Below are 17,356 nucleotides of genomic sequence, written 5' to 3' on the forward strand. Positions count from 1 at the left end.
TGATGGTGTGTCCACTCCTTCCTACTCCACGGGTCTGACAGCGACTCCCTCCTCACCGCCGCAGCAGGCGGGCCAGGAACTCCCGGGTGCGGGGGTGCTTCGGTTCGCGTAGCACCTGCTGGGGCGCGCCCTCCTCCACCACCTTCCCCGCGTCCATGAACAGCACGCGGTGGGCCACGTCCTCGGCGAAGCCCATCTCGTGCGTCACCACGCACATGGTCATCCCCTCGCGCGCCAGCTCGCGCATGACCTCTAGCACCTCACCCACCAGCTCCGGGTCCAGCGCGCTGGTGGGCTCGTCGAACAACATCACCTCGGGCCTCATCGCCAGCGCCCGGGCAATGGCCACCCGCTGCTGCTGCCCGCCGGAGAGCTGCTCCGGCCAGGCCCCGGCCTTCCCGCCCAGGTGGACCAACTCCAGCATGCGCCGTCCCAGCGCCTCGGCCTCCGCGTCCGGCAGCCCCAGCACCTTGCGAGGCGCCAGCGTCACGTTGTCCAGCACGCTCAGGTGGGGGAAGAGGAGGAAGCGCTGGAACACCATGCCCACGCGGCGGTGCAGCGCCTGGAGCGCCTTCGGCTCGTCGCGCACCGGCACGCCGCCCACCACCACCTCGCCTTCCGACGGCATCTCCAGCCCGCACAGGCACCGCAGCAGCGTGGACTTGCCACACCCGGACGGGCCCACGAAGACCACCACCTCTCCAGGCTCCACCGTGAGGTCCACGCCCCGGAGGACCTCCAGCGTCCCGAATCGCTTGTGCAGGTTGCGGACTTCGACGAGCGACATGCGCCTCCTCACCGCTGACGTTGCAGCCGCCGCTCGAGCGCCGAGGCCAGCCGCGTCAGCGGCAGCGTGGCCAGCAGGTAGCACACCGCCACGGCGGGCCAGATGGCGAGCGGCGCGGCGAGCTGGCTCGCCAATTCCTGTCCCGCCCGCGTCAACTCCGCCATGCCGATGATGGACACCAGCGACGAGTCCTTCAGCAGGGCAATCCCCTCGTTCGTCAGCGGCGGCAGCACGTTGCGCACCGCCTGCGGGAGGATGACGTGGCGCATGGCCTGCGCAGGGCTCATGCCCAGCGCCCGCGCCGCCTCCGACTGGCCCGGGTCCACGGAGGCGATGCCCGCGCGGAAGATTTCCGCCACGTACGCCGCGCTGTTGAGCGTCAGCGCCAGCACCGCTGCCAGCAACGGCGCCAGGTCCACGCCCAGCAACTGCGGCAGCGCGTAGTAGATGAAGATGATTTGAACCAGCAGCGGCGTGCCGCGCAGCGCCTCCACGTACGCCGCGCACAGCCACGCCAGGGGCCGCAAGCGCACCCGTCGCCCGAGCGCCACCACCAGCCCCAGCGGCAGCCCCGCCAGCAGCGCCAGCGCGGTGAGCCCCAGCGTCAGCGCCAGCCCCTGCGCCAGCCGCCGCGCCACGCGGCCCCAGGGCACGCCCGCCGGCTCAACCGGGGCCCGCTGCGCCGCCTCGCCGAAGTACTTCTCCTCCAGCGCGGCGAACCGGCCGCTCTCCCGGAGCCGACGGAGCGCTCCGTTGACGGCCTCGCGCAGCGCGGTGTCCTCCGGCCTGGACACGATGCCGTAGTGCTCCTCCGTCAGCAGCCCTCCGGTGGTGCGCAGTCCCTGGAAGCCGTGGGTGATGAAGTAGCGCAGCGTTGGCGCGTCCCCCACCACGCCGTCGAGGTTGCCGTTGAGCAGGTCCTGCAACGCCAGGTCGATGCTCGGGTACTGCCGCACCTGGATGTCCGGCTCCTTCTTCAGCACCAGCGCGGCGGTGGTGTTGAGCTGGATGCCCGCCACCTTCCCGCGCAGGCTCTCCAGGCCGGTGATGCGCGCGTCCCCGCCCCGCGCGGCCACCGTCTGCCCGGCGGTGTAGTACGGCTCGGAGAAGCCCAGCCGCTGCTGGCGCTCGGGCGTAATCGTCACGGCGGACATCACCAGGTCGAACTTCCCCGCCATCAGCGCGGGAAACACGCCGTCGAAGGAGGTGTTGGTCCACTCCACCTTCGCGCCCAACTCTTCCGCGATGAGCGTGCCCAGCTCGATGTCGAAGCCCACCAATTCCCCGTCCCGCACGGACTGGAAGGGCGGATAGGTGGCATCCGTGCCGATGCGCAGCGTCCGCCCCTTCCAGTCCCCCCGCTCGGAGGGGCGCTGGGGCTCCCGGCACCCCGTGGCCCAGAGCAGCCCCCACATGAGTCCCAGCAGGGCCAGCCCCGGAGTCCGGGACCGGTGGCACGAGGAGTGGAAGCGGCGCATGGGCGCCCGCTCACATGGGCACCTTCCGCTGATATCTCAAGGGTTTCCACCCTCCGGGGCCGGCGGGTGACGGACACGCAACTTCAGATCCTCATTGTCCGATACTGACGGCATGAAGACGCCTGTCTCCGGACCCCGCATCCAGCCCCGCCCCAGCGAGACTCCCAAGCCGGCCCTCCCGCGCAACGAGGTGAAGCCCGCCCCGCAGCCCAAGGCCGCGCGCGCGGACTCGGTGGGCGTGTCGAAGTTCGACTCGGGCAAGGGCCGCGCGGGGAACGTGGCGCTGTCCTCTCCCGTCACCGCGCCCGCCGCGGGCGGCATTGCCCCGGGCAGCTACCCCACCGCGGCGGACGTGAAGGCCATCGCCGCCATGAAGGACCCGGTGGCGCGCAACTACGCGATTACGCAGGGCTACCACGACCTGTCCGACGCCATGGGCAAGCTGGTCGGCGACGACAACGCCAACTGGGCCACCTTCGGCACGTGGGCCTCGAAGCAGGCCGGCGTGAGCATCCGCGGCGAGGACATGCCCAAGGTCTTCAACGACGTGCTCAAGGGCGCCGGGGGCGTCATGGGCCCCCTGGGCAAGGTGGACGACTTCCTGCGCAAGCTGGGCCTGCCCGCGCTGCCCCTCGGGACATTGGCGCGGCCGGCCAGAAGGCGCTCGCCCGGGTCAGCGAGGAAATCGCCGGCGGCAACAAGTTCGTCTTCAACGAGATTGGCCAGGAGTTCGCCCGCTTCGTCGACACCTTCAAGGGCGACACGAAGCCCGACCCGGCGAAGCTGCAGACGTACCTGGACAGCTTCCCCAAGGACAAGCCGCTGCTGCGCGAGGCCTTCGGCCACTATGCGCAGGCGATGACCGAGAAGGACCCGAACAAGAAGGCCGAGCTGATGCTCCTGGCCAACAACAAGATTGGCCTGCACGAGCAGACGCAGCTCACGCCCTACGTCGAGCGGGCGCTCAACGCGCCGGTGAAGGAGGTCTTCCGGGACATCCTCAAGCAGTCCGTCGAGGGTGCCATCAACGGGCTTCCCTTCCCCGCCAACCTCGCCGGCAAGGCCGCGCTGAAGTCGGGCGCGGTGGACGCACTGCTCAACCCCGTGGTGGACGGCGTGGCGAGCGTGTTCCGGGGCCTCGCCACCGAGCACATGATGAAGCTCGCCGTCCCCGGTGGCGCGCTCAAGATTGGCAACGACTTGCCCCCGCCCAAGGGCATGGAGTCCACCCTCTTCCCGCCGCACCTGCGCACCATCCAGAACCCGGAGCTGAAGGCGCTGCTCGGCAAGCTGGACCACAGCCCCGACAGCCTGAAGGGCACCGGGGCGAAGGACTGGAGCAAGCTGGGCCAGCGGATGGACTACATCATCGACCTCTTCCGCACGCGCCAGTCGGACCCGCACCTGTTCGACCAGCCCTTCGGCCGCGCCACCACCTACCCGCTGCCGAACGCGCCCCGCTGAAGCTCCCGAGCCCGCCTGGCCGCGCCCCCGGCTGCCGGCCAGGCGGCTTGCGAAGCACCCGCACCTTGGGATGAGGCACCGGAGTGGCCAACGTAGGTCACCCGCATGGAGTCCATCGCCTGGTTCCTCATCATCGGGCTGCTCCTGGTGGCCATGGCGCTGGGCGGCTCCGTGCTCAAGCGCTTGCCGCTGTCCACCTCCCTGCTCTACCTGGGCGTGGGCTTCGCGCTGGGGCGGCTGGGCTTGGGCCACCTGCACCCGCTGAAGCAGGCCGCGCTCCTGGAGCGCATCACCGAAGTGGCGGTCGTCATCTCCCTCTTCAGCGCGGGGCTGAAGCTGCGCCTGCCCGTGATGGACCGGGAGTGGCGCGTCGCCCTGCGCCTGGCCCTCGGGGCGATGGTGCTCACGGTGGCCATGGTGGCGCTGGTGGGCATGGGCGCGCTCGGGCTGCCGTTGGGCGCGGCGCTGCTATTGGGCGCCATCCTGTCGCCCACGGACCCGGTGCTCGCCTCGGACGTGCAGGTGTCCCACGCGCTGGACAGGGACAGGCTGCGCTTCGGCCTCACCGGCGAGGCCGGCCTCAACGACGGCACCGCCTTCCCCTTCGTCATGCTCGGGCTGGGCCTGCTGGGCCTGCATGAACTGGGGCCGGGGCTGTGGCGTTGGGTGGTGGTGGACGTGCTGTGGGCCGCGGCGGCGGGCCTCATCGTCGGCGTGGTGCTGGGAGACCGGGTGGGCCGGCTGGTGCTCTACCTGCGCAAGCACCACCGCGAGGCCGTGGGCCTGGACGAGTTGCTGGCGCTGGGCCTCATCGCGCTCTCGTACGGCGCGGCGCTGCTGGTGAAGGGCTACGGCTTCCTCGCGGTGTTCGCCGCCGGCCTCGCGCTGCGGCGAATCGAGCGGAAGCACACCGGCTCACGTCCGGCGGAGAAGGTGGAGGAGGCCGCGCGCGCCGCGGACAAGCTGGAGGCGGCGACGAATCCCGCGCACGCGCACGCGTACATGGCCAACGCGGTGCTGGGCTTCAACGAGGCGCTGGAGCGCATCGCCGAAGTCGCCGTGGTGGTGGGGCTGGGGTTGTTGCTGGCCGTCACGCCCTTCCCGCCGGAGGTGCTGTGGCTGGCGCCGCTGCTCTTCTTCGTGCTGCGGCCGCTGTCCGTCGCGCTGTCGCTGGTGGGCTCACGCTCCGACAAGCACCAGCGGGTGCTGATGGCCTGGTTCGGCGTGCGGGGCATCGGCTCGCTCTACTACCTCTTCTACGCCATCGAGCACGGCCTGGGAGACGGGCTCTCCTCCCGGCTCCTGTCGCTGGTGCTGTGGGTGGTGGCCGCGTCCATCGCCGTGCACGGCATCTCCGTCACCCCGCTGATGACGCGCTACGAGGGGCGTGCGCAGCGGCGGCGCGAGGCCACCACGTAATACCCGCTCCGCGCAGCAGCTCTGTATTGAATTGCATTGGCGGATGCCCCTCGGTGCGATTCTGGGTGTGGCGGGCATGGGGGTTTGCTCTACCCATGCCCGTCATCTTCCGCGGACGCCGAGTCATGTTCCTCCAGTCCCAGCCCGGAGATGAACCCAAGCCCCCGAAGAGGCTTCCCTGCGGATACTGCGGGAAGCCCAAGCACCCGTTTGCGCCGTAGTGGGGCAGCCACCTCGGCAACTCTGTGTGGCTCAGCGAGGCCATTCTTGGAGGACGTGAGCCGGAGACACACTCCTGGTACACGGGGACCCGGTCCATCGCCGCCCACCACCTCATCTGCTCCGAGGCGATGGCGGATGACGAGGACTGGGCCCGGTATTGCCAGGAGTTTGGCTACGACATCAACCGCCGCCAGAACGGTGTCATGCTGCCGTCCCGAATGGACGTCGCCTGTGAGCTCCACGTGCCCATCCATCGCGGAAACCACGCTGGAGGCTGGGCCGAAGACCTGGGCATGGCCTACCCACAGGCAGTCGCCGCGAAGGTCGACGGAGTGAGGGCTCAACTCGAGCGAGGCGCATTCTGCGTTGACCCCGGAAAGCTCACGCGCAGGCTCGACAAGCTGAGCGCGGAGATTCTCGTGAAGGTCTCCCGCTTCACGTGGACGCTCTCCAGCGATGGCGGTGACTACCGAGAGGGGGGGCCTGGATGCGCGGGCGTTCAGAACATTCCGGATAAGCCGCGGCGAGCATGTCCTCGCGAGCGGAGACACGGAGCGGTGCACGGCGCCACCGGGAAGCCTCTCGCGCGTCGCCCCCTGAGCGCTGGAGAGTAACCATGCAGCGCGATTACTTCGTCATCGAGCGCGCCGCATCCAACGCCCACCCACTGTTCGGATGGGACCAGAGCGGGAGCGCCTTCTACAAGGGGACAGCCGTTACGCTCGCGGAGCCCATTCGGCTGAGGCTGGGAGAGCCGGTCCCCTCCAGGCCCGTCATGGCCGACCACCACAGTCTTCCGAAGCCCGTCCTCTCCACCCGCCTCAAGGACATGTTGGCGGGGCTGAACCTCTTCCGCGCTCAGCTCGTCCCCGCGGACGTGAGGGTCCATGACGACGTGGTGCGGTACTGGCTGCTGCACGTCTTCAACGAAATAGAATGTGTAGACCGGGAGCGCTCACGACTGTCCGTCGACGATGAGGATGGGGTCATTCTGGGAATCGACGAACTGGTGCTCGATGAGGCGGTGCTCAGGGCCATTCCCCAGCCGGAGCGACTCGTCTTCGTGCTGGCGGAATCCACGTCCGTTCACATCTTCCACCGCACGGTGGTGGATCAGGTGATGAGCCTCACGCCTCCGCCAGAAGGACTGCGCTTCATTCCCGTAACGGACTGGAACGACTCGGTCGGATTCCGCTGAGCCAGCCAGCACGCGCCACGGGCGCCTCGGCCCAGGGCAGGGCGAAGACGTATCTCGTTCGAGAATCGTGAGCGCGGGTTGAAGACCGCTCACACCTCGTCCACGACGAACTGGTCCAGCCGGGCGATGCCCAGCTTCTTCATCCGGCTCTGAAGCGTGGACGGCTTGAGCCCCAGCAGCGCCGCCGCCCCACCCGGCCCGTAGACGCGGCCGCGCGTGAGCGTCAGCACCCGCAGGATGTGCTCGCGCTGCACCGTCGCCAGCGTGGGCACCGCGCCCTGCTTCAGCGGCGCCTCCGCCGATGCGCCCTCCACCACGGAGGCCTCAGCAGCGCCGCCCTCGGCCCCGGCACCGCCGCGCACCGGGAGGTCGAACGCATCCGGCCCCAGCTCCGTGCTCCGCGAGAGGATGGTGGCGCGCTCCAGCGCGTTGGCCAGCTCGCGCAGGTTGCCCGGCCAGTCATAGGCCTCCAGCCGAGCCAGCCCGGCCGGCGTCACCCGCATGCCCCGCCGCCCGGTGCGCAGGGCCTGCTCCTCCAGGAGGAATGCGCACAGTTGAGGCAAATCCTCACGCCGCTCGCGCAGGGGCGGCAGCCGCAGCGGGAAGACGCTCAGCCGGTAGTAGAGGTCCTCGCGAAAGCGCTTCTGGGCAATGGCCTGCTGCAGGTCCACGTGCGTCGCGGCGAGGATGCGCACGTCCGCGCGCACCGTCCTGTCGCCGCCCACCGGCTCGAAGGTCTTCTCCTGCAACGCGCGCAGGAGCTTCGCCTGCAGCTCCACCGGCAGCTCGCCAATCTCATCCAGCAGCAGCGTGCCCCCGTGCGCCATCTGGAAGCGGCCCGCCCTGTCCCGCGTGGCCCCGGTGAAGGCACCCTTCACGTGGCCGAACAGCTCACTCTCCAGAAGCCCCGCCGGAATCGCCGCGCAGTTGAGGGTGACGAAGGGCTCGTCCGCCCGCGCGCTCCACCGGTGGATGGCCCGCGCCAGCCGCTCCTTCCCCGTACCCGTCTCGCCGGTAATCAGCACCGGCGTGTCCGTCTCCGCCACCTGCCGCGCCCGCCGCGACAAGTCCCGCATGATGGGGCTCAGCGACGTCTCGAGGATGCCCTCCGACTCACCGCCGAGCTGCGCCTCCAGCAGCTTCGCGTGCTCGTGGTCCTGCCGGTGCATCTGCTCGAAGGCGGCCCGCTGCTCCGCGGCCTGAATCGCCGTGGCCAGCATCTGCCCGTACACCTCCACCAGGTCCACCACCGGCTGCGGGTACGTCTCGCACTCGGCCCTGTCCAGGGACAGCACGCCGTAGCAGCGCTCACCCGCGCACAGCGGCACCACCATGCACGAGTGCCCCGGCGGCAAATCCAGCACGCCGTCGAACGGGTCTCCGTCCCCGTGCGAGTGGTCCTCCTCCGTGAAGGCGCGCGCGCGCCGCGTCTCCAGCGCGTGACGCAGCGATGGGAACTCCGCCAGGTTCAGCGTGTGCTGCCGCACCTTCGCGTTGGCGAGTGGACCGCGCGCGGCCACCGAGACGAGGCGCCCCTCCTTCAAGAGGAACACCGTCGCCAGGTCGAAGCGCACCACCCGCGTCAGCCAGTCCAGTCCCCGACGGAGCAGGTCCCCCACCGAGTCTTCCGTGGTTGCCAGCTCGACCAGGTCCCGAGCATCCTGCGCGCCTTCGATTCGGCCTGACATTTCGTCCGACATGCTGCACGAATAATAGCGGTCCACCGAAATTGCAGTGGCGAAACCCACCGAGATTTCGTTATTCACCGGCCCGCTGGCACCGACCCGTCGGGGGGAGCACTCAACCCCCTGGAATCACTGAAGGCGAAGACTGGCACGGGGCCTGCTTTAGGAAGTTGCCACGAACCACGTTCCCGGGACGTCCATGAGGGCGCCCCCCAACCCCCAAGGAGTCGTAATGCTGACCGTTGGCGACAAGATCCCGAGCTTCAAGGTGAAGGCCACCGTGTCCCTGGAGAAGGGCAAGGAGTTCCAGGAGATCACGAACGAGACCTACAAGGGCAAGTGGCTGGTGCTGTTTGCCTGGCCGAAGGACTTCACCTTCATCTGCCCCACGGAGATCGCGGAGTTCGGCAAGAAGAACAAGGACTTCGCTGACCGCGACGCGCAGGTGCTGGGCCTGAGCACCGACAGCGAGTTCGTGCACCACGCGTGGCGCACGCACCACCCGGACCTCAAGGGCCTGCCCTTCCCGATGCTGGCGGACCTGAAGCACGAGCTGTGCAACGCGCTGGGCATCCTCCACAAGGAGGAGGGCGTGGCGCTGCGCGCGACGTTCATCGCGGACCCCGAGGGCATCATCCGCCACGTGACGGTGAACGACCTGTCCGTGGGCCGCAACGTCTCCGAGACGGTGCGCACGCTGGACGCGCTCCAGACGGACGAGCTGTGCCCCTGCAACTGGACCAAGGGCGAGGAGACCCTCACCCAGAAGCTGGCGAAGGCGGGGTAAGGCACCATGCCCTCGCTCGAAGTCGTCCGCTCTGAGCTGGCGGACGCCCACAAGGACACCCGCCTCAACCTCCAGGCCGTCCTGGAGGGAGGGAGCCTCACCCCGGAGCAGCGCTGGGGTGTGGCCGTCGCTTCCGCCTTCGCCGTCCGTAACGAGCGGCTGAAGGAGGCGATGCTCAACGAGGCGAAGAAGGCCCTGACGAACCCGGACCCGGTCATCGAGGACGCGCGTGCCGCGGCGTCCCTGATGGCGATGAACAACGTCTACTACCGCTTCCGGCACATGATCGGGAAGGAGTCCTACTCGACCAAGCGCGCCGGGCTGCGGATGAACCGGCTCGCGCAGGTGCTGACCAACAAGGTGGACTTCGAGCTGGTCTGCCTCGCGGTCAGCGCCATCAACGGCTGCGAGATGTGCATGCAGTCCCACGAGAAGGTCGTCCTCGAGGGCGGCCTCTCCGAGGACCAGGTGCACGACGCAGTCCGTGTCGCGGCCGTGATTCACGCCGCGGCGGTGGGCCTGGAGTCGTAAGCCCTCCTGTCGCGAGACATCGCAACGGATTCAAGGCGCCCTCCGGTGGAAACACCGGGGGGCGCTCCTTTTCCGGCCACCGGGCATCTGAACTGACAAACCGAACGAGACAGAAAAGGAAAGACACCATGTACCGAAGCCCCAGCCCCCTTCCCGAGAAGGCCCGCTCCGCCATCGCCGAGTCGCTCAACGCCCGCCTGGCCGACGGCCTGGACCTGCACTCGCAAATCAAGGTGGCCCACTGGAACATCAAGGGCCCGCAGTTCGCCGCGCTGCACCCGCTGTTCGAGACGTTCGCGGTGAGCCTGGCCAACCACAACGACTCCATCGCGGAGCGCGCGGTGACGCTGGGCGCGAAGGCCTACGGCACCAGCCGCCACGTGGGCAAGGCGAGCCGCCTGCCGGAGTATCCGCAGGAGACCTCCAGGGACATGGAGCACGTGAAGCTCCTGGCCGAGCGCATCGAAATCTACCTGGACGGCCTGCGCCAGAGCCGCAAGACGTTCGAGGAGAACCAGGACACGGACTCGGTGGACCTCGTCACCGGCATCATCACCGAGTTCGAGAAGCACGCCTGGTTCCTGCGCGCGTCGCTGGAAGGCTGACACACCGCGCGTGAGGCACCGCGCACCCGGGGCAGGCCCGCCCGGAGTGTGCAGTGTGCTTCACGCACCCGGGGTGCCCATGCCTCCTCTTCTCAAGGGGTTGCATGGGGCATGAGGGTTGCTCTGGAGGGGTGCGAGTCCCCCACCCCAGGAGCACCCCATGCGACACATCGCCTGCCTGTCCCTCGCCGTCCTCGCCGCCGCCTGTGGCAGCGACGCCCCCACGAAGGAGGAAGTCGAGGCCGCGCGCGTGAAGGTGGAGCGCGCGGTGGCCGCCGCCCACCACGTGCGCGGCGCGCTGGAGGTGCTGGGCGTGCTGCCCGTGTACACCTGCGGCGAGCCCCGGCGCTCGTTCGTGAGCCAGGCGGCGGAAGGCGTGCATGCGAGGTACGCGTGCGCCACCGCCACGGTGGAGGCCCACGACGCGGTGACGGACGCCGTGGTCATGCGATTCGACGAGGGTGGCTGCGACATCCACGGCCTGCGCTTCACCGGGCAGGTGGCCTTCCTCTACCGCGGCGGCGAGGACTTGATGGAGGTACACGCGGACCTGCGCGGCCTGTCGGTGGACGGGCACAACCTCCAGGCAGAGGTCGGCTACGGCACCTGCGGCGACGAGACGCGCCTGTTCGCGGACGTCGAGGGCGGCGTGCCCGGGCGTGAAGACCACACCTTCCACATCGACGGCCGGGTGGGCCTGCGCGGCGGCGTGCCCGTCATCGGCGGCTCGGAGATGGTGCTGGCCGGGCCCGGCACGCTGACGGGTCCGGACGGCACGGACCGCCTCACCCTCACCTCGCTGCTCTACGACGTGGGCCAGTACCTGCCGAAGGAAGGCACCGCCGTGCTGGAGACGGCGGACGGCCACCGGCTGGAGGCCCACTTCCAGGAGGTGCTGTGGCGCGTGGGCAAGGTGGAAGTCACCGTCGACGACAAGGAGCCGGTGACGGTGCCCATCGTCCGCTAGAAGGCGCTTCAGTCCCGGGGCGCGCGCGTCCGTGTCGCGTGCAGCCGGAAGGACGTGGCCAGCTCGCCCCACCAGAGCCCCGTGCTGGCGATGAAGGTCGGCCCGTCCTGCCCGTGACGCACCGGATGCGTGGGAGACAGCGCGTCCCAGCCCCGGTGCTCCAGGGTGACGCGCGTGCCGCCCGAGGCCTCCTCGAAGCGGACCTCCACCTCCGTGATTTCGCCGGGCACGAAGGCCCGGGCGCGCCACTCGAAGACGAGGCGCGCGCCCGGCTCCCAGACGAGCACGCGGCCCACCTCGAACGCACGCTCGTCAGCATCGTCGAACGACTCGAACAGGCGCCCACCGGCGCGGCCCTCGAAGCGGAGCACGCCGTTGCGCGCCCCGCCGAAGCGGAAGCGGGGCCCCTTCTTCCACCAGAGGTCCGTCTCCTGCGTGAAGACCTCGAACGCGTCGAGGGGCGACACGGCGACGAAGGTGGTGACGCGAGCCCGGTCGGCGCTCACGAGCGCTTCCCCTTCCGCGTCTTCTCCGCGTGCGCCTTGAAGGCACCGAGCTGGTCCTCCCAGTAGGCCTCCACCTCGTCCAGCCACTCGCGCAGCGCGGCGAAGGGCTCCGGGCGCAGGCGGTAGACGCGCACGCGCGCGTCCTCCTCGAGACCGTCCTCCTCCACCAGGCCCGACTTGCGCAGCACGCGCAGGTGCCGGCTCATCGCCGGTGGGCTCATGTCGAAGGCCGCGGCCAGCTCACCCGCGCGGTGCGGCTGCTTGCGGAGCAGGTCCACCACGCCACGGCGCGTGGGGTCCGCCAGCGCCGCCAGGGTGCGGTCCACGTTCGTCGGAGGAGAAGTCACCATGGGAGCGCGGAGACTACTTCGCCGGGCTGGAGAGCCGCTGCGTGAACCACCAGTGGTGCCCCTCCAGGTCCTCGGCGCCGTAGCCCCTGTCCGTGCCCCAGTCGTCGCCGTAGTTCTTCGTCTCCGGCTCCTGGGAGATGACGGCCCCGGCCGCGCGGGCCCGGGCGCAGTGCGCGTCCACGTCGTCCACGTAGACCATGAGGTACTGCGTGTTCGCCCCACTCATCGCACTCGGGCTCTTGTGTGACGGCTTGCAGGCGGAAATCACCGTGATGAGCCCGTCCCCGAACACCAGCTCCGAGTGGACGACCTCTCCAGCAGCACCCTCCACCTTCAGGCGCGTCTCGAAGCCGAACGCACGGCCCAGCCAGTCGATGGCCGCGTGAGCGTCGGCGTAGAAAACGCCGGGCGTGATGCGAGGCCAGCCTTCGGGGGTCTTCCGCATGGCACGACTCCAGTTCGGGAAAGCACGTTGATGAACCTTCGAGGCAATATTTAACTTCTACGTTAACTAGTGTCAACCCGACGTTCTCCCGGCCGCTCGGGCACCAGGGGCAGCGCGCGGGCGCTCGACTTCCGCTAGGGTGTGCCGCCGTGAGCGACGACGTCACGATTCCAGCCTTCCGCTCCGTGCCCCGCACGGGCGTCATCTACGTCACCGCCGAGGCGAGCCGCCGCGGCTACCGTTCCAGCGACCCCGAGTGGTGCAACCTCGGCCAGGGGCAGCCGGAGACGGGGGAATTGCCCGGCGCACCGCCCCGGCTGAGCTCCGTGAATATCGACGTGGCGGACATGGAGTACGCGCCCGTCGCGGGGCTGTGGGAGGTGCGCGAGGTCATCGCGAGCCTCTACAACAAGCTCTACCGCAAGGGCCTCCCCAGTCAGTACAGCGCGGAGAACGTGTGCCTGTCCGGCGGCGGGCGCGCGGCCCTCACCCGCGCGGCGGCGAGCCTGGGCTCGGTCAACCTGGGCCACTTCCTGCCCGACTACACCGCCTACGAGGAGCTGCTGGACGTCTTCAAGGCGTTCACCGCCATCCCCATCCTCCTCGAGGGCGACCGCGGCTACGCCTTCACCTCCGAGGACCTGCGCCGCGAGGTGCAGGGCCGCGGCCTGTCCGCCCTGCTCTTCTCCAACCCGTGCAACCCCACCGGCAAGCTGGTGCAGGGTGACGAGCTGGCGCGCTGGGTGGGCGTCGCACGCGAGCAGGAGTGCTCGCTGCTCATCGACGAGTTCTACTCGCACTACATCTGGACGGGCCGCCCCGGGCACCTGCCGGTGGAGAGCGCCGCGCGCTACGTCGAGGACGTGAACAAGGACCCCATCGTCATCTTCGACGGCTTCACCAAGAACTGGCGCTATCCGGGCTGGCGCATGACGTGGACGCTGGGGCCGCGCCAGGTCATCGAGGCGGTGTCCAGCGCGGGCAGCTTCCTCGACGGCGGCGGCAGCCGACCGCTGCAGCGCGCGGCCATTCCGCTGCTCCAGGAGGACGTGGTGGTGGCGGAGACGCTGGCCATCCACAAGACGTTCCGCGAGAAGCGCGACATGTTCCACTCGCGACTGGAGCGCCTGGGCATCCGCACGGACCGGGCGCCGGACGGGACGTTCTACGTCTGGGGCAACGTGTCCGGCCTGCCCCCGCCGCTCAACGACGGCATGGGCTTCTTCCGGGCGGCGCTGGAGCAGAAGATCATCACCGTGCCCGGCGAGTTCTTCGACGTGAACCCCGGCAAGCGCCGCGCGCGGCGGCCCTCGCGCTTCCGCAACTACGTGCGCCTGTCCTTCGGCCCCTCGCTGGAGACGCTGGACAAGGCGCTCACGCGGCTGGAGGCCATGGTGCTGCACTACACCCACGCCCCGCACTCCGCGCCTCCGAAGCCCTGAGGTGGGAGGAGCCCGGCCCCTCGAGAGAGGAAGCCGGGCGTCCCCGCTCACGCCGGCTACTCCGACTCGGGGGCCGGCGCGACGCCTTCGGGGGCCAGCCCCGGCGCGCAGCCCGGCTTCGTGTCGAGCCTTCCGTACAGGCCGTGCGCCTCGTCATCCGTGCCCGCCGTGAAGAACAGCGTGTCGGTGGGCTGGTCGCGCAGGCCGTTGCCGAAGCTCAGCCCCCACAGGCCTTCGACCTCGAAGGTGTCCCCATTCGACAGCCTCAGCGCACCTTCCCAGTCCCCGTCGATAGGGTCATAGGCGTTGATGCGCCCATCGCCGAAGTTGCCCACCAGCAGGTGGTTGCTGAACTTCCCGAAGCTGGCGGGCGCCAGCGCCAGGCCCCATGGCGCGTTCAGCTTTCCCTTCGAGATGAGCCGCCGGAGAAAGTGGCCATCGGCGTCGAAGACGCTGACGTAGCCCAGTCCCCTCCCTTGGACGTCATCCTCCCGGTCCGCATCCTGCTTCGCAAACGTCACGTAGAGGCTGCCGTTGATGTTCTGGATGCCGAAGGGGGCGAAGCCTCGCGGCAGGAACGGGTCCGTGAAGGAGCCGCTGGGACGCACGCGCGCGAAGCTGCTGTTGAAGACGTCGATCTTCCCGTTGTGGAAGTCCGTCGCATACAGGAAGAGCCCCGTGCCGGTACCCGCCAGGGCGAGGCCCTTGTAGATGGCGCCGGACCCGACGGTGCCCGGTATGAGCAGCGCATGGGTCGGGTCGACGGCGGGCGACCAGGCCGCCAGGGTCCCCTGCTCGGTCGCGAAGATGAAGCGAGCGGGACCGGAGGAGGTGCCCCTCGTGACGACGAAGAAGTCCGAGCCGTTGAAGACGATGCCCGTCGGACTTCCATTCCCCGTGTCACCCGGCGGCGAGGGGATGCTGACGACGAGCGGCTGGATGACACCGTTCCCGTCGTAGAGCGTCGAGACGCCCGTCGCGTTGTCGGAGATCCACACGGCGCCGAACGGGTTGAAGGCAATCCCCCAGGGATTGACCAGGTTCGGGTCGACGGTCACCCCAGGCAACGCCTCGTCCGAGACGAGGTTGCGTTGCCGGTAGGCATTCATGTCACGGCAGCGCCAGGAGCTCTCCGCAGCACTGACAGCGGGCATCGTGAGCACGGCGGCCGCAAGGGCGAGCACACCGTCCCTCAGCGGATGAAGTGATGCGGTCCTCATGTCTTCCCCCTCCAGGAGAACGCGGAGGCCGCGTTCTCGGAGCGGGAACCTTGGTGGACACCTCCGGTGCGGCAACCTGCCCGGGCAGCCGTCGGAAGCGATGGGCCGTCACCAGAGCACCGTGAATGGCAACGGCCCAGCCCCGTGGGGAGGTTCAGCGCGAGGAGCGCGAGCCTCCGCGCGCGGGGATGGTCCACAGGTACAGCGTGCGGCCGCCCTCCTGCACCTCCTTGTCCGGCTTCCAGTCCCCCATGTCGAAGCCGTGGGACACGATGCGCGTCCCCGGCCTCAGCTCGGACAGGAGCTTCGGCTTGAGGCGCTCGTTGACGGAGGGCAGCAGGTACAGCGTCACCACGGTGGCATCCCCGATGTCCGCGTCGAACAAGTCGCCCTGGCGGAACTCCACCTTGTCTTCCACGCCCGCGCGGCGCGCGTTCTCGTTCGCCTCGGTGATGCGCTCGGGGTTGATGTCCACGCCCACCGCCCGCGTCGCCCCGTGGTTCTTCACCGCGGAGATGACGATGCGCCCGTCTCCGCTGCCCAGGTCGTAGACGACGTCCCCCGCCTTCACCCCCGCCAGCGTCAGCATGCCCTCCACCGCGGTCTCCGGCGTGGGAACGAAGGGCACCTCCGGGGCCCGCGGCATGGGTGTTTCTGACGGCTCCGGCACCTGGACGGACTGGTGGACGCCGACGTCCTGCGCGAAGGCCGTGGCCCCCACCACGAACGACAGCATGAGGATGGAGCGCTTCATGTGACCTCCTTCGGTCTCTGCAACCTGGGGTAGTGCCGCACGCGGCGCGGGCTGCCACGCGGCGTGCGGCGAGTCCTCGCCACCTCCACGGCGAGCAGCACGCCGCCGGTGCCCAGCACGGCCAGCCCCGCCAGCGCGCCGGGCCCGGTGTACGCGATGCTCGAGTAGAGGACGTACGCACACAGGCCGACGAAGACGAGCGGCGTGAGCGGGTACAGCGGCACGCGGAAGGGGCGCGGGGTGTCCGGCTCGCGCACGCGCAGCACCAGCAGTGACACGCCCGTCAGCAGGAAGAAGAGCCAGAAGACGGGCGCCGTGTACTCCACCATCGTCTGGAAGCCCTGCCGCGTCACCGCGCCCAGCCCCACCAGCGCCAGCGTAATCGCCCCCTGCACGAGCAGCGCGCGCGTGGGCGTGTTGGCCCGCGCATGCCACTTCCCCAACCCGTTGAAGAGCACGCTGTCGCGCCCGAAGGCGTAGTCGGTGCGCGCGCCGGTGAGCACCGTGGCATTGGCGGACGTGAGCACGGAGATGGCGATGAGCACGCTGATGGCGAGCACGCCCCCGGTGCCCAGCGCCCGCGCCATCAGGTCCGCGGCCACCGCCTCCGAGCCCTCCATCCCCGCGTGCCCCAGGCCGCGCAGGTACGCCACGTTGACCAGCAGGTAGAGCGCCGTCACGAAGCCCAGGCTCGCCAGCAGCGCCCAGGCGAGGCTGCGCCGCGAGCCCCGCACCTCCGCGGACAGGTAGGCCACCTCGTTCCACCCGCCGTACGTGAGCAGCACGAAGACCATGGCCAGACCCCACGACGTCGCCGGAGGTGTCGCGGCCGTCACGGGCACCGCCGCCGCGGGGGCCGCCGGGGCGAGCAGCAGCCCCGCGATGCAGAGGGCCACCACGCCCAGCACCTCCAGGCCGGTGAGCAGGTTCTGCGTGCGCGTGCCCTGCCGCAGCCCGGCGACGTTCACCGCCGTCAACCCCACCACCACCGCGGCCGCGTACACGGCGGACGAGTACGGCCCCAGCGGGACGAGCTGCGAGGCGTAGTCCCCGAAGACGAAGGCCAGCAGCGCGATGGAGCCGGTGGGAATCACCGTCAGCCGCGCCCACGCGAAGAGGAAGGCGGGCCCGCGCCCGAGCGCGCGGTGGAGGTAGTGGTACTCCCCGCCCGCGTGCGGCCAGGTGCTGGCGAGCTCCGCGTAGCAGAGCGCCCCCACCAACGAGGCGACGCCACCCAGCAGCCACGCCAGCAGCATGGACCCGCCACTGCCCGTCTGCGCCGCCACCAGGGACGGGGCCTTGAAGATGCCGGCCCCCAGGACGATGCCGACGGTGAGCGCCACCGTGTCGACGATGCGCAGCGAGGGCGAGGGAGCCGCCGGGCCCTCCCCGGACGCCGGTGGTCTCCGGCTGCTCGCCACTGCCTGCTGCTCCCGCATGGAGTCGCTCCGGACCGTCCGCCGCACGCAACAAGCTGCGCCCGGGGTCCAGGCCCG

The 17,356-nt window shown here is 69.8% G+C and carries 19 protein-coding genes; 10 read left to right on the forward strand and 9 right to left on the reverse strand.

The features are described from left to right. Positions 1 to 52 precede the first annotated feature (52 nt). Both OV427_RS10620 and OV427_RS10625 read right to left on the reverse strand, forming a co-directional pair. Entirely contained in the window at positions 53 to 787 is a 735-nt protein-coding gene (locus OV427_RS10620; protein ID WP_267855978.1) for an amino acid ABC transporter ATP-binding protein, read from the reverse strand. Between the two features lie 8 nt (positions 788 to 795). Next, complete coding sequence (locus tag OV427_RS10625; protein WP_267855979.1) at positions 796 to 2,265, reverse strand: ABC transporter permease subunit; 1,470 nt, start codon at positions 2,263 to 2,265, stop codon at positions 796 to 798. Positions 2,266 to 2,377: 112 nt separating this feature from the next. Between OV427_RS10625 and OV427_RS50770 the strand changes: the two genes are divergently transcribed. The 5 genes from OV427_RS50770 (at position 2,378) to OV427_RS10645 (ending at position 6,568) form a co-directional block, all read left to right on the forward strand. Beyond that, positions 2,378 to 3,127 (forward strand): hypothetical protein, encoded by a 750-nt coding sequence (locus OV427_RS50770; RefSeq protein ID WP_420718259.1) that lies wholly within the window; start codon positions 2,378 to 2,380, stop codon positions 3,125 to 3,127. Next, complete coding sequence (locus tag OV427_RS50775) at positions 3,124 to 3,729, forward strand: hypothetical protein (RefSeq protein WP_420718260.1); 606 nt, start codon at positions 3,124 to 3,126, stop codon at positions 3,727 to 3,729. Before OV427_RS50770 ends, OV427_RS50775 begins: the two co-directional genes overlap by 4 nt. Before the next feature lie 105 nt (positions 3,730 to 3,834). Further along, complete coding sequence (locus tag OV427_RS10635) at positions 3,835 to 5,148, forward strand: cation:proton antiporter (RefSeq protein WP_267855980.1); 1,314 nt, start codon at positions 3,835 to 3,837, stop codon at positions 5,146 to 5,148. Positions 5,149 to 5,393: 245 nt separating this feature from the next. After that, a complete protein-coding gene (locus OV427_RS10640) occupies positions 5,394 to 5,984 on the forward strand; it encodes an AHH domain-containing protein (protein ID WP_267855981.1) in 591 nt (196 codons plus the stop codon). A 2-nt stretch (positions 5,985 to 5,986) separates the two neighbouring features. Then, a complete protein-coding gene (locus OV427_RS10645) occupies positions 5,987 to 6,568 on the forward strand; it encodes an imm11 family protein (RefSeq protein WP_267855982.1) in 582 nt (193 codons plus the stop codon). Between the two features lie 89 nt (positions 6,569 to 6,657). On the opposite strand, the gene OV427_RS10650 is transcribed toward OV427_RS10645, so the two are convergent. Continuing rightward, the gene (locus OV427_RS10650) at positions 6,658 to 8,268 is read right to left on the reverse strand and encodes a sigma 54-interacting transcriptional regulator (protein ID WP_267855983.1); all 1,611 of its coding nucleotides are present in this window, start codon (positions 8,266 to 8,268) and stop codon (positions 6,658 to 6,660) included. Between the two features lie 217 nt (positions 8,269 to 8,485). Between OV427_RS10650 and OV427_RS10655 the strand changes: the two genes are divergently transcribed. The 4 genes from OV427_RS10655 to OV427_RS10670 all read left to right on the forward strand — a co-directional run bounded on the left by OV427_RS10655 (position 8,486) and on the right by OV427_RS10670 (position 11,143). Continuing rightward, positions 8,486 to 9,040: a peroxiredoxin gene (locus tag OV427_RS10655; protein ID WP_267855984.1), complete on the forward strand. Its 555-nt coding sequence runs from the start codon at positions 8,486 to 8,488 to the stop codon at positions 9,038 to 9,040. A 6-nt stretch (positions 9,041 to 9,046) separates the two neighbouring features. Beyond that, a complete protein-coding gene (locus tag OV427_RS10660; RefSeq protein ID WP_267855985.1) occupies positions 9,047 to 9,571 on the forward strand; it encodes a carboxymuconolactone decarboxylase family protein in 525 nt (174 codons plus the stop codon). A 128-nt stretch (positions 9,572 to 9,699) separates the two neighbouring features. Further along, positions 9,700 to 10,176 (forward strand): DNA starvation/stationary phase protection protein Dps, encoded by a 477-nt coding sequence (gene dps, locus OV427_RS10665; protein WP_420718261.1) that lies wholly within the window; start codon positions 9,700 to 9,702, stop codon positions 10,174 to 10,176. 160 nt (positions 10,177 to 10,336) lie between these two features. Further along, positions 10,337 to 11,143 (forward strand): hypothetical protein, encoded by an 807-nt coding sequence (locus OV427_RS10670; RefSeq protein WP_267855986.1) that lies wholly within the window; start codon positions 10,337 to 10,339, stop codon positions 11,141 to 11,143. A gap of 8 nt (positions 11,144 to 11,151) precedes the next feature. Here the strand turns inward: OV427_RS10670 and OV427_RS10675 are convergent, their stop codons facing one another. The 3 genes from OV427_RS10675 to OV427_RS10685 are packed head-to-tail and all read right to left on the reverse strand — an operon-like array spanning position 11,152 to position 12,444. Beyond that, entirely contained in the window at positions 11,152 to 11,649 is a 498-nt protein-coding gene (locus OV427_RS10675) for an SRPBCC domain-containing protein (protein WP_267855987.1), read from the reverse strand. After that, positions 11,646 to 11,999, reverse strand: a complete 354-nt coding sequence (locus tag OV427_RS10680; RefSeq protein WP_267855988.1) for an ArsR/SmtB family transcription factor — start codon at positions 11,997 to 11,999, stop codon at positions 11,646 to 11,648. The genes OV427_RS10675 and OV427_RS10680 overlap by 4 nt, the downstream gene beginning before the upstream one ends. Before the next feature lie 13 nt (positions 12,000 to 12,012). Further along, positions 12,013 to 12,444 (reverse strand): VOC family protein, encoded by a 432-nt coding sequence (locus OV427_RS10685; RefSeq protein ID WP_267855989.1) that lies wholly within the window; start codon positions 12,442 to 12,444, stop codon positions 12,013 to 12,015. A 149-nt stretch (positions 12,445 to 12,593) separates the two neighbouring features. Between OV427_RS10685 and OV427_RS10690 the strand changes: the two genes are divergently transcribed. Then, positions 12,594 to 13,886, forward strand: a complete 1,293-nt coding sequence (locus OV427_RS10690; RefSeq protein ID WP_267855990.1) for a pyridoxal phosphate-dependent aminotransferase — start codon at positions 12,594 to 12,596, stop codon at positions 13,884 to 13,886. 56 nt (positions 13,887 to 13,942) lie between these two features. On the opposite strand, the gene OV427_RS10695 is transcribed toward OV427_RS10690, so the two are convergent. The 3 genes from OV427_RS10695 to OV427_RS10705 form a co-directional block, all read right to left on the reverse strand. Next, a complete protein-coding gene (locus tag OV427_RS10695) occupies positions 13,943 to 15,106 on the reverse strand; it encodes a TIGR03118 family protein (RefSeq protein ID WP_267855991.1) in 1,164 nt (387 codons plus the stop codon). A 154-nt stretch (positions 15,107 to 15,260) separates the two neighbouring features. Further along, positions 15,261 to 15,860 carry an SAM-dependent methyltransferase gene (locus tag OV427_RS10700; RefSeq protein WP_267855992.1) on the reverse strand — a complete coding sequence of 200 codons (600 nt, stop codon included), beginning with the start codon at positions 15,858 to 15,860 and terminating at the stop codon, positions 15,261 to 15,263. After that, positions 15,857 to 17,299, reverse strand: a complete 1,443-nt coding sequence (locus OV427_RS10705; protein WP_267855993.1) for an APC family permease — start codon at positions 17,297 to 17,299, stop codon at positions 15,857 to 15,859. Before OV427_RS10705 ends, OV427_RS10700 begins: the two co-directional genes overlap by 4 nt. Between the last annotated feature and the right edge of the window lie 57 nt (positions 17,300 to 17,356).

The sequence above is a fragment of the Pyxidicoccus sp. MSG2 genome (assembly GCF_026626705.1).
Lineage (GTDB): Bacteria > Myxococcota > Myxococcia > Myxococcales > Myxococcaceae > Myxococcus.

What these genes read in the sequence shown, in the direction of transcription:
- OV427_RS10620 (WP_267855978.1), bottom strand. Translation starts at nt 787, where the DNA reads ATGTCGCTCGTCGAAGTCCGCAACCTGCACAAGCGATTCGGGACGCTG.
- OV427_RS10625 (WP_267855979.1), bottom strand. Translation starts at nt 2,265, where the DNA reads ATGCGCCGCTTCCACTCCTCGTGCCACCGGTCCCGGACTCCGGGGCTG.
- OV427_RS50770 (WP_420718259.1), top strand. Translation starts at nt 2,378, where the DNA reads ATGAAGACGCCTGTCTCCGGACCCCGCATCCAGCCCCGCCCCAGCGAG.
- OV427_RS50775 (WP_420718260.1), top strand. Translation starts at nt 3,124, where the DNA reads ATGACCGAGAAGGACCCGAACAAGAAGGCCGAGCTGATGCTCCTGGCC.
- OV427_RS10635 (WP_267855980.1), top strand. Translation starts at nt 3,835, where the DNA reads ATGGAGTCCATCGCCTGGTTCCTCATCATCGGGCTGCTCCTGGTGGCC.
- OV427_RS10645 (WP_267855982.1), top strand. Translation starts at nt 5,987, where the DNA reads ATGCAGCGCGATTACTTCGTCATCGAGCGCGCCGCATCCAACGCCCAC.
- OV427_RS10650 (WP_267855983.1), bottom strand. Translation starts at nt 8,268, where the DNA reads ATGTCGGACGAAATGTCAGGCCGAATCGAAGGCGCGCAGGATGCTCGG.
- OV427_RS10655 (WP_267855984.1), top strand. Translation starts at nt 8,486, where the DNA reads ATGCTGACCGTTGGCGACAAGATCCCGAGCTTCAAGGTGAAGGCCACC.
- OV427_RS10660 (WP_267855985.1), top strand. Translation starts at nt 9,047, where the DNA reads ATGCCCTCGCTCGAAGTCGTCCGCTCTGAGCTGGCGGACGCCCACAAG.
- dps (WP_420718261.1), top strand. Translation starts at nt 9,700, where the DNA reads ATGTACCGAAGCCCCAGCCCCCTTCCCGAGAAGGCCCGCTCCGCCATC.
- OV427_RS10670 (WP_267855986.1), top strand. Translation starts at nt 10,337, where the DNA reads ATGCGACACATCGCCTGCCTGTCCCTCGCCGTCCTCGCCGCCGCCTGT.
- OV427_RS10680 (WP_267855988.1), bottom strand. Translation starts at nt 11,999, where the DNA reads ATGGTGACTTCTCCTCCGACGAACGTGGACCGCACCCTGGCGGCGCTG.
- OV427_RS10685 (WP_267855989.1), bottom strand. Translation starts at nt 12,444, where the DNA reads ATGCGGAAGACCCCCGAAGGCTGGCCTCGCATCACGCCCGGCGTTTTC.
- OV427_RS10695 (WP_267855991.1), bottom strand. Translation starts at nt 15,106, where the DNA reads ATGAGGACCGCATCACTTCATCCGCTGAGGGACGGTGTGCTCGCCCTT.
- OV427_RS10700 (WP_267855992.1), bottom strand. Translation starts at nt 15,860, where the DNA reads ATGAAGCGCTCCATCCTCATGCTGTCGTTCGTGGTGGGGGCCACGGCC.
- OV427_RS10705 (WP_267855993.1), bottom strand. Translation starts at nt 17,299, where the DNA reads ATGCGGGAGCAGCAGGCAGTGGCGAGCAGCCGGAGACCACCGGCGTCC.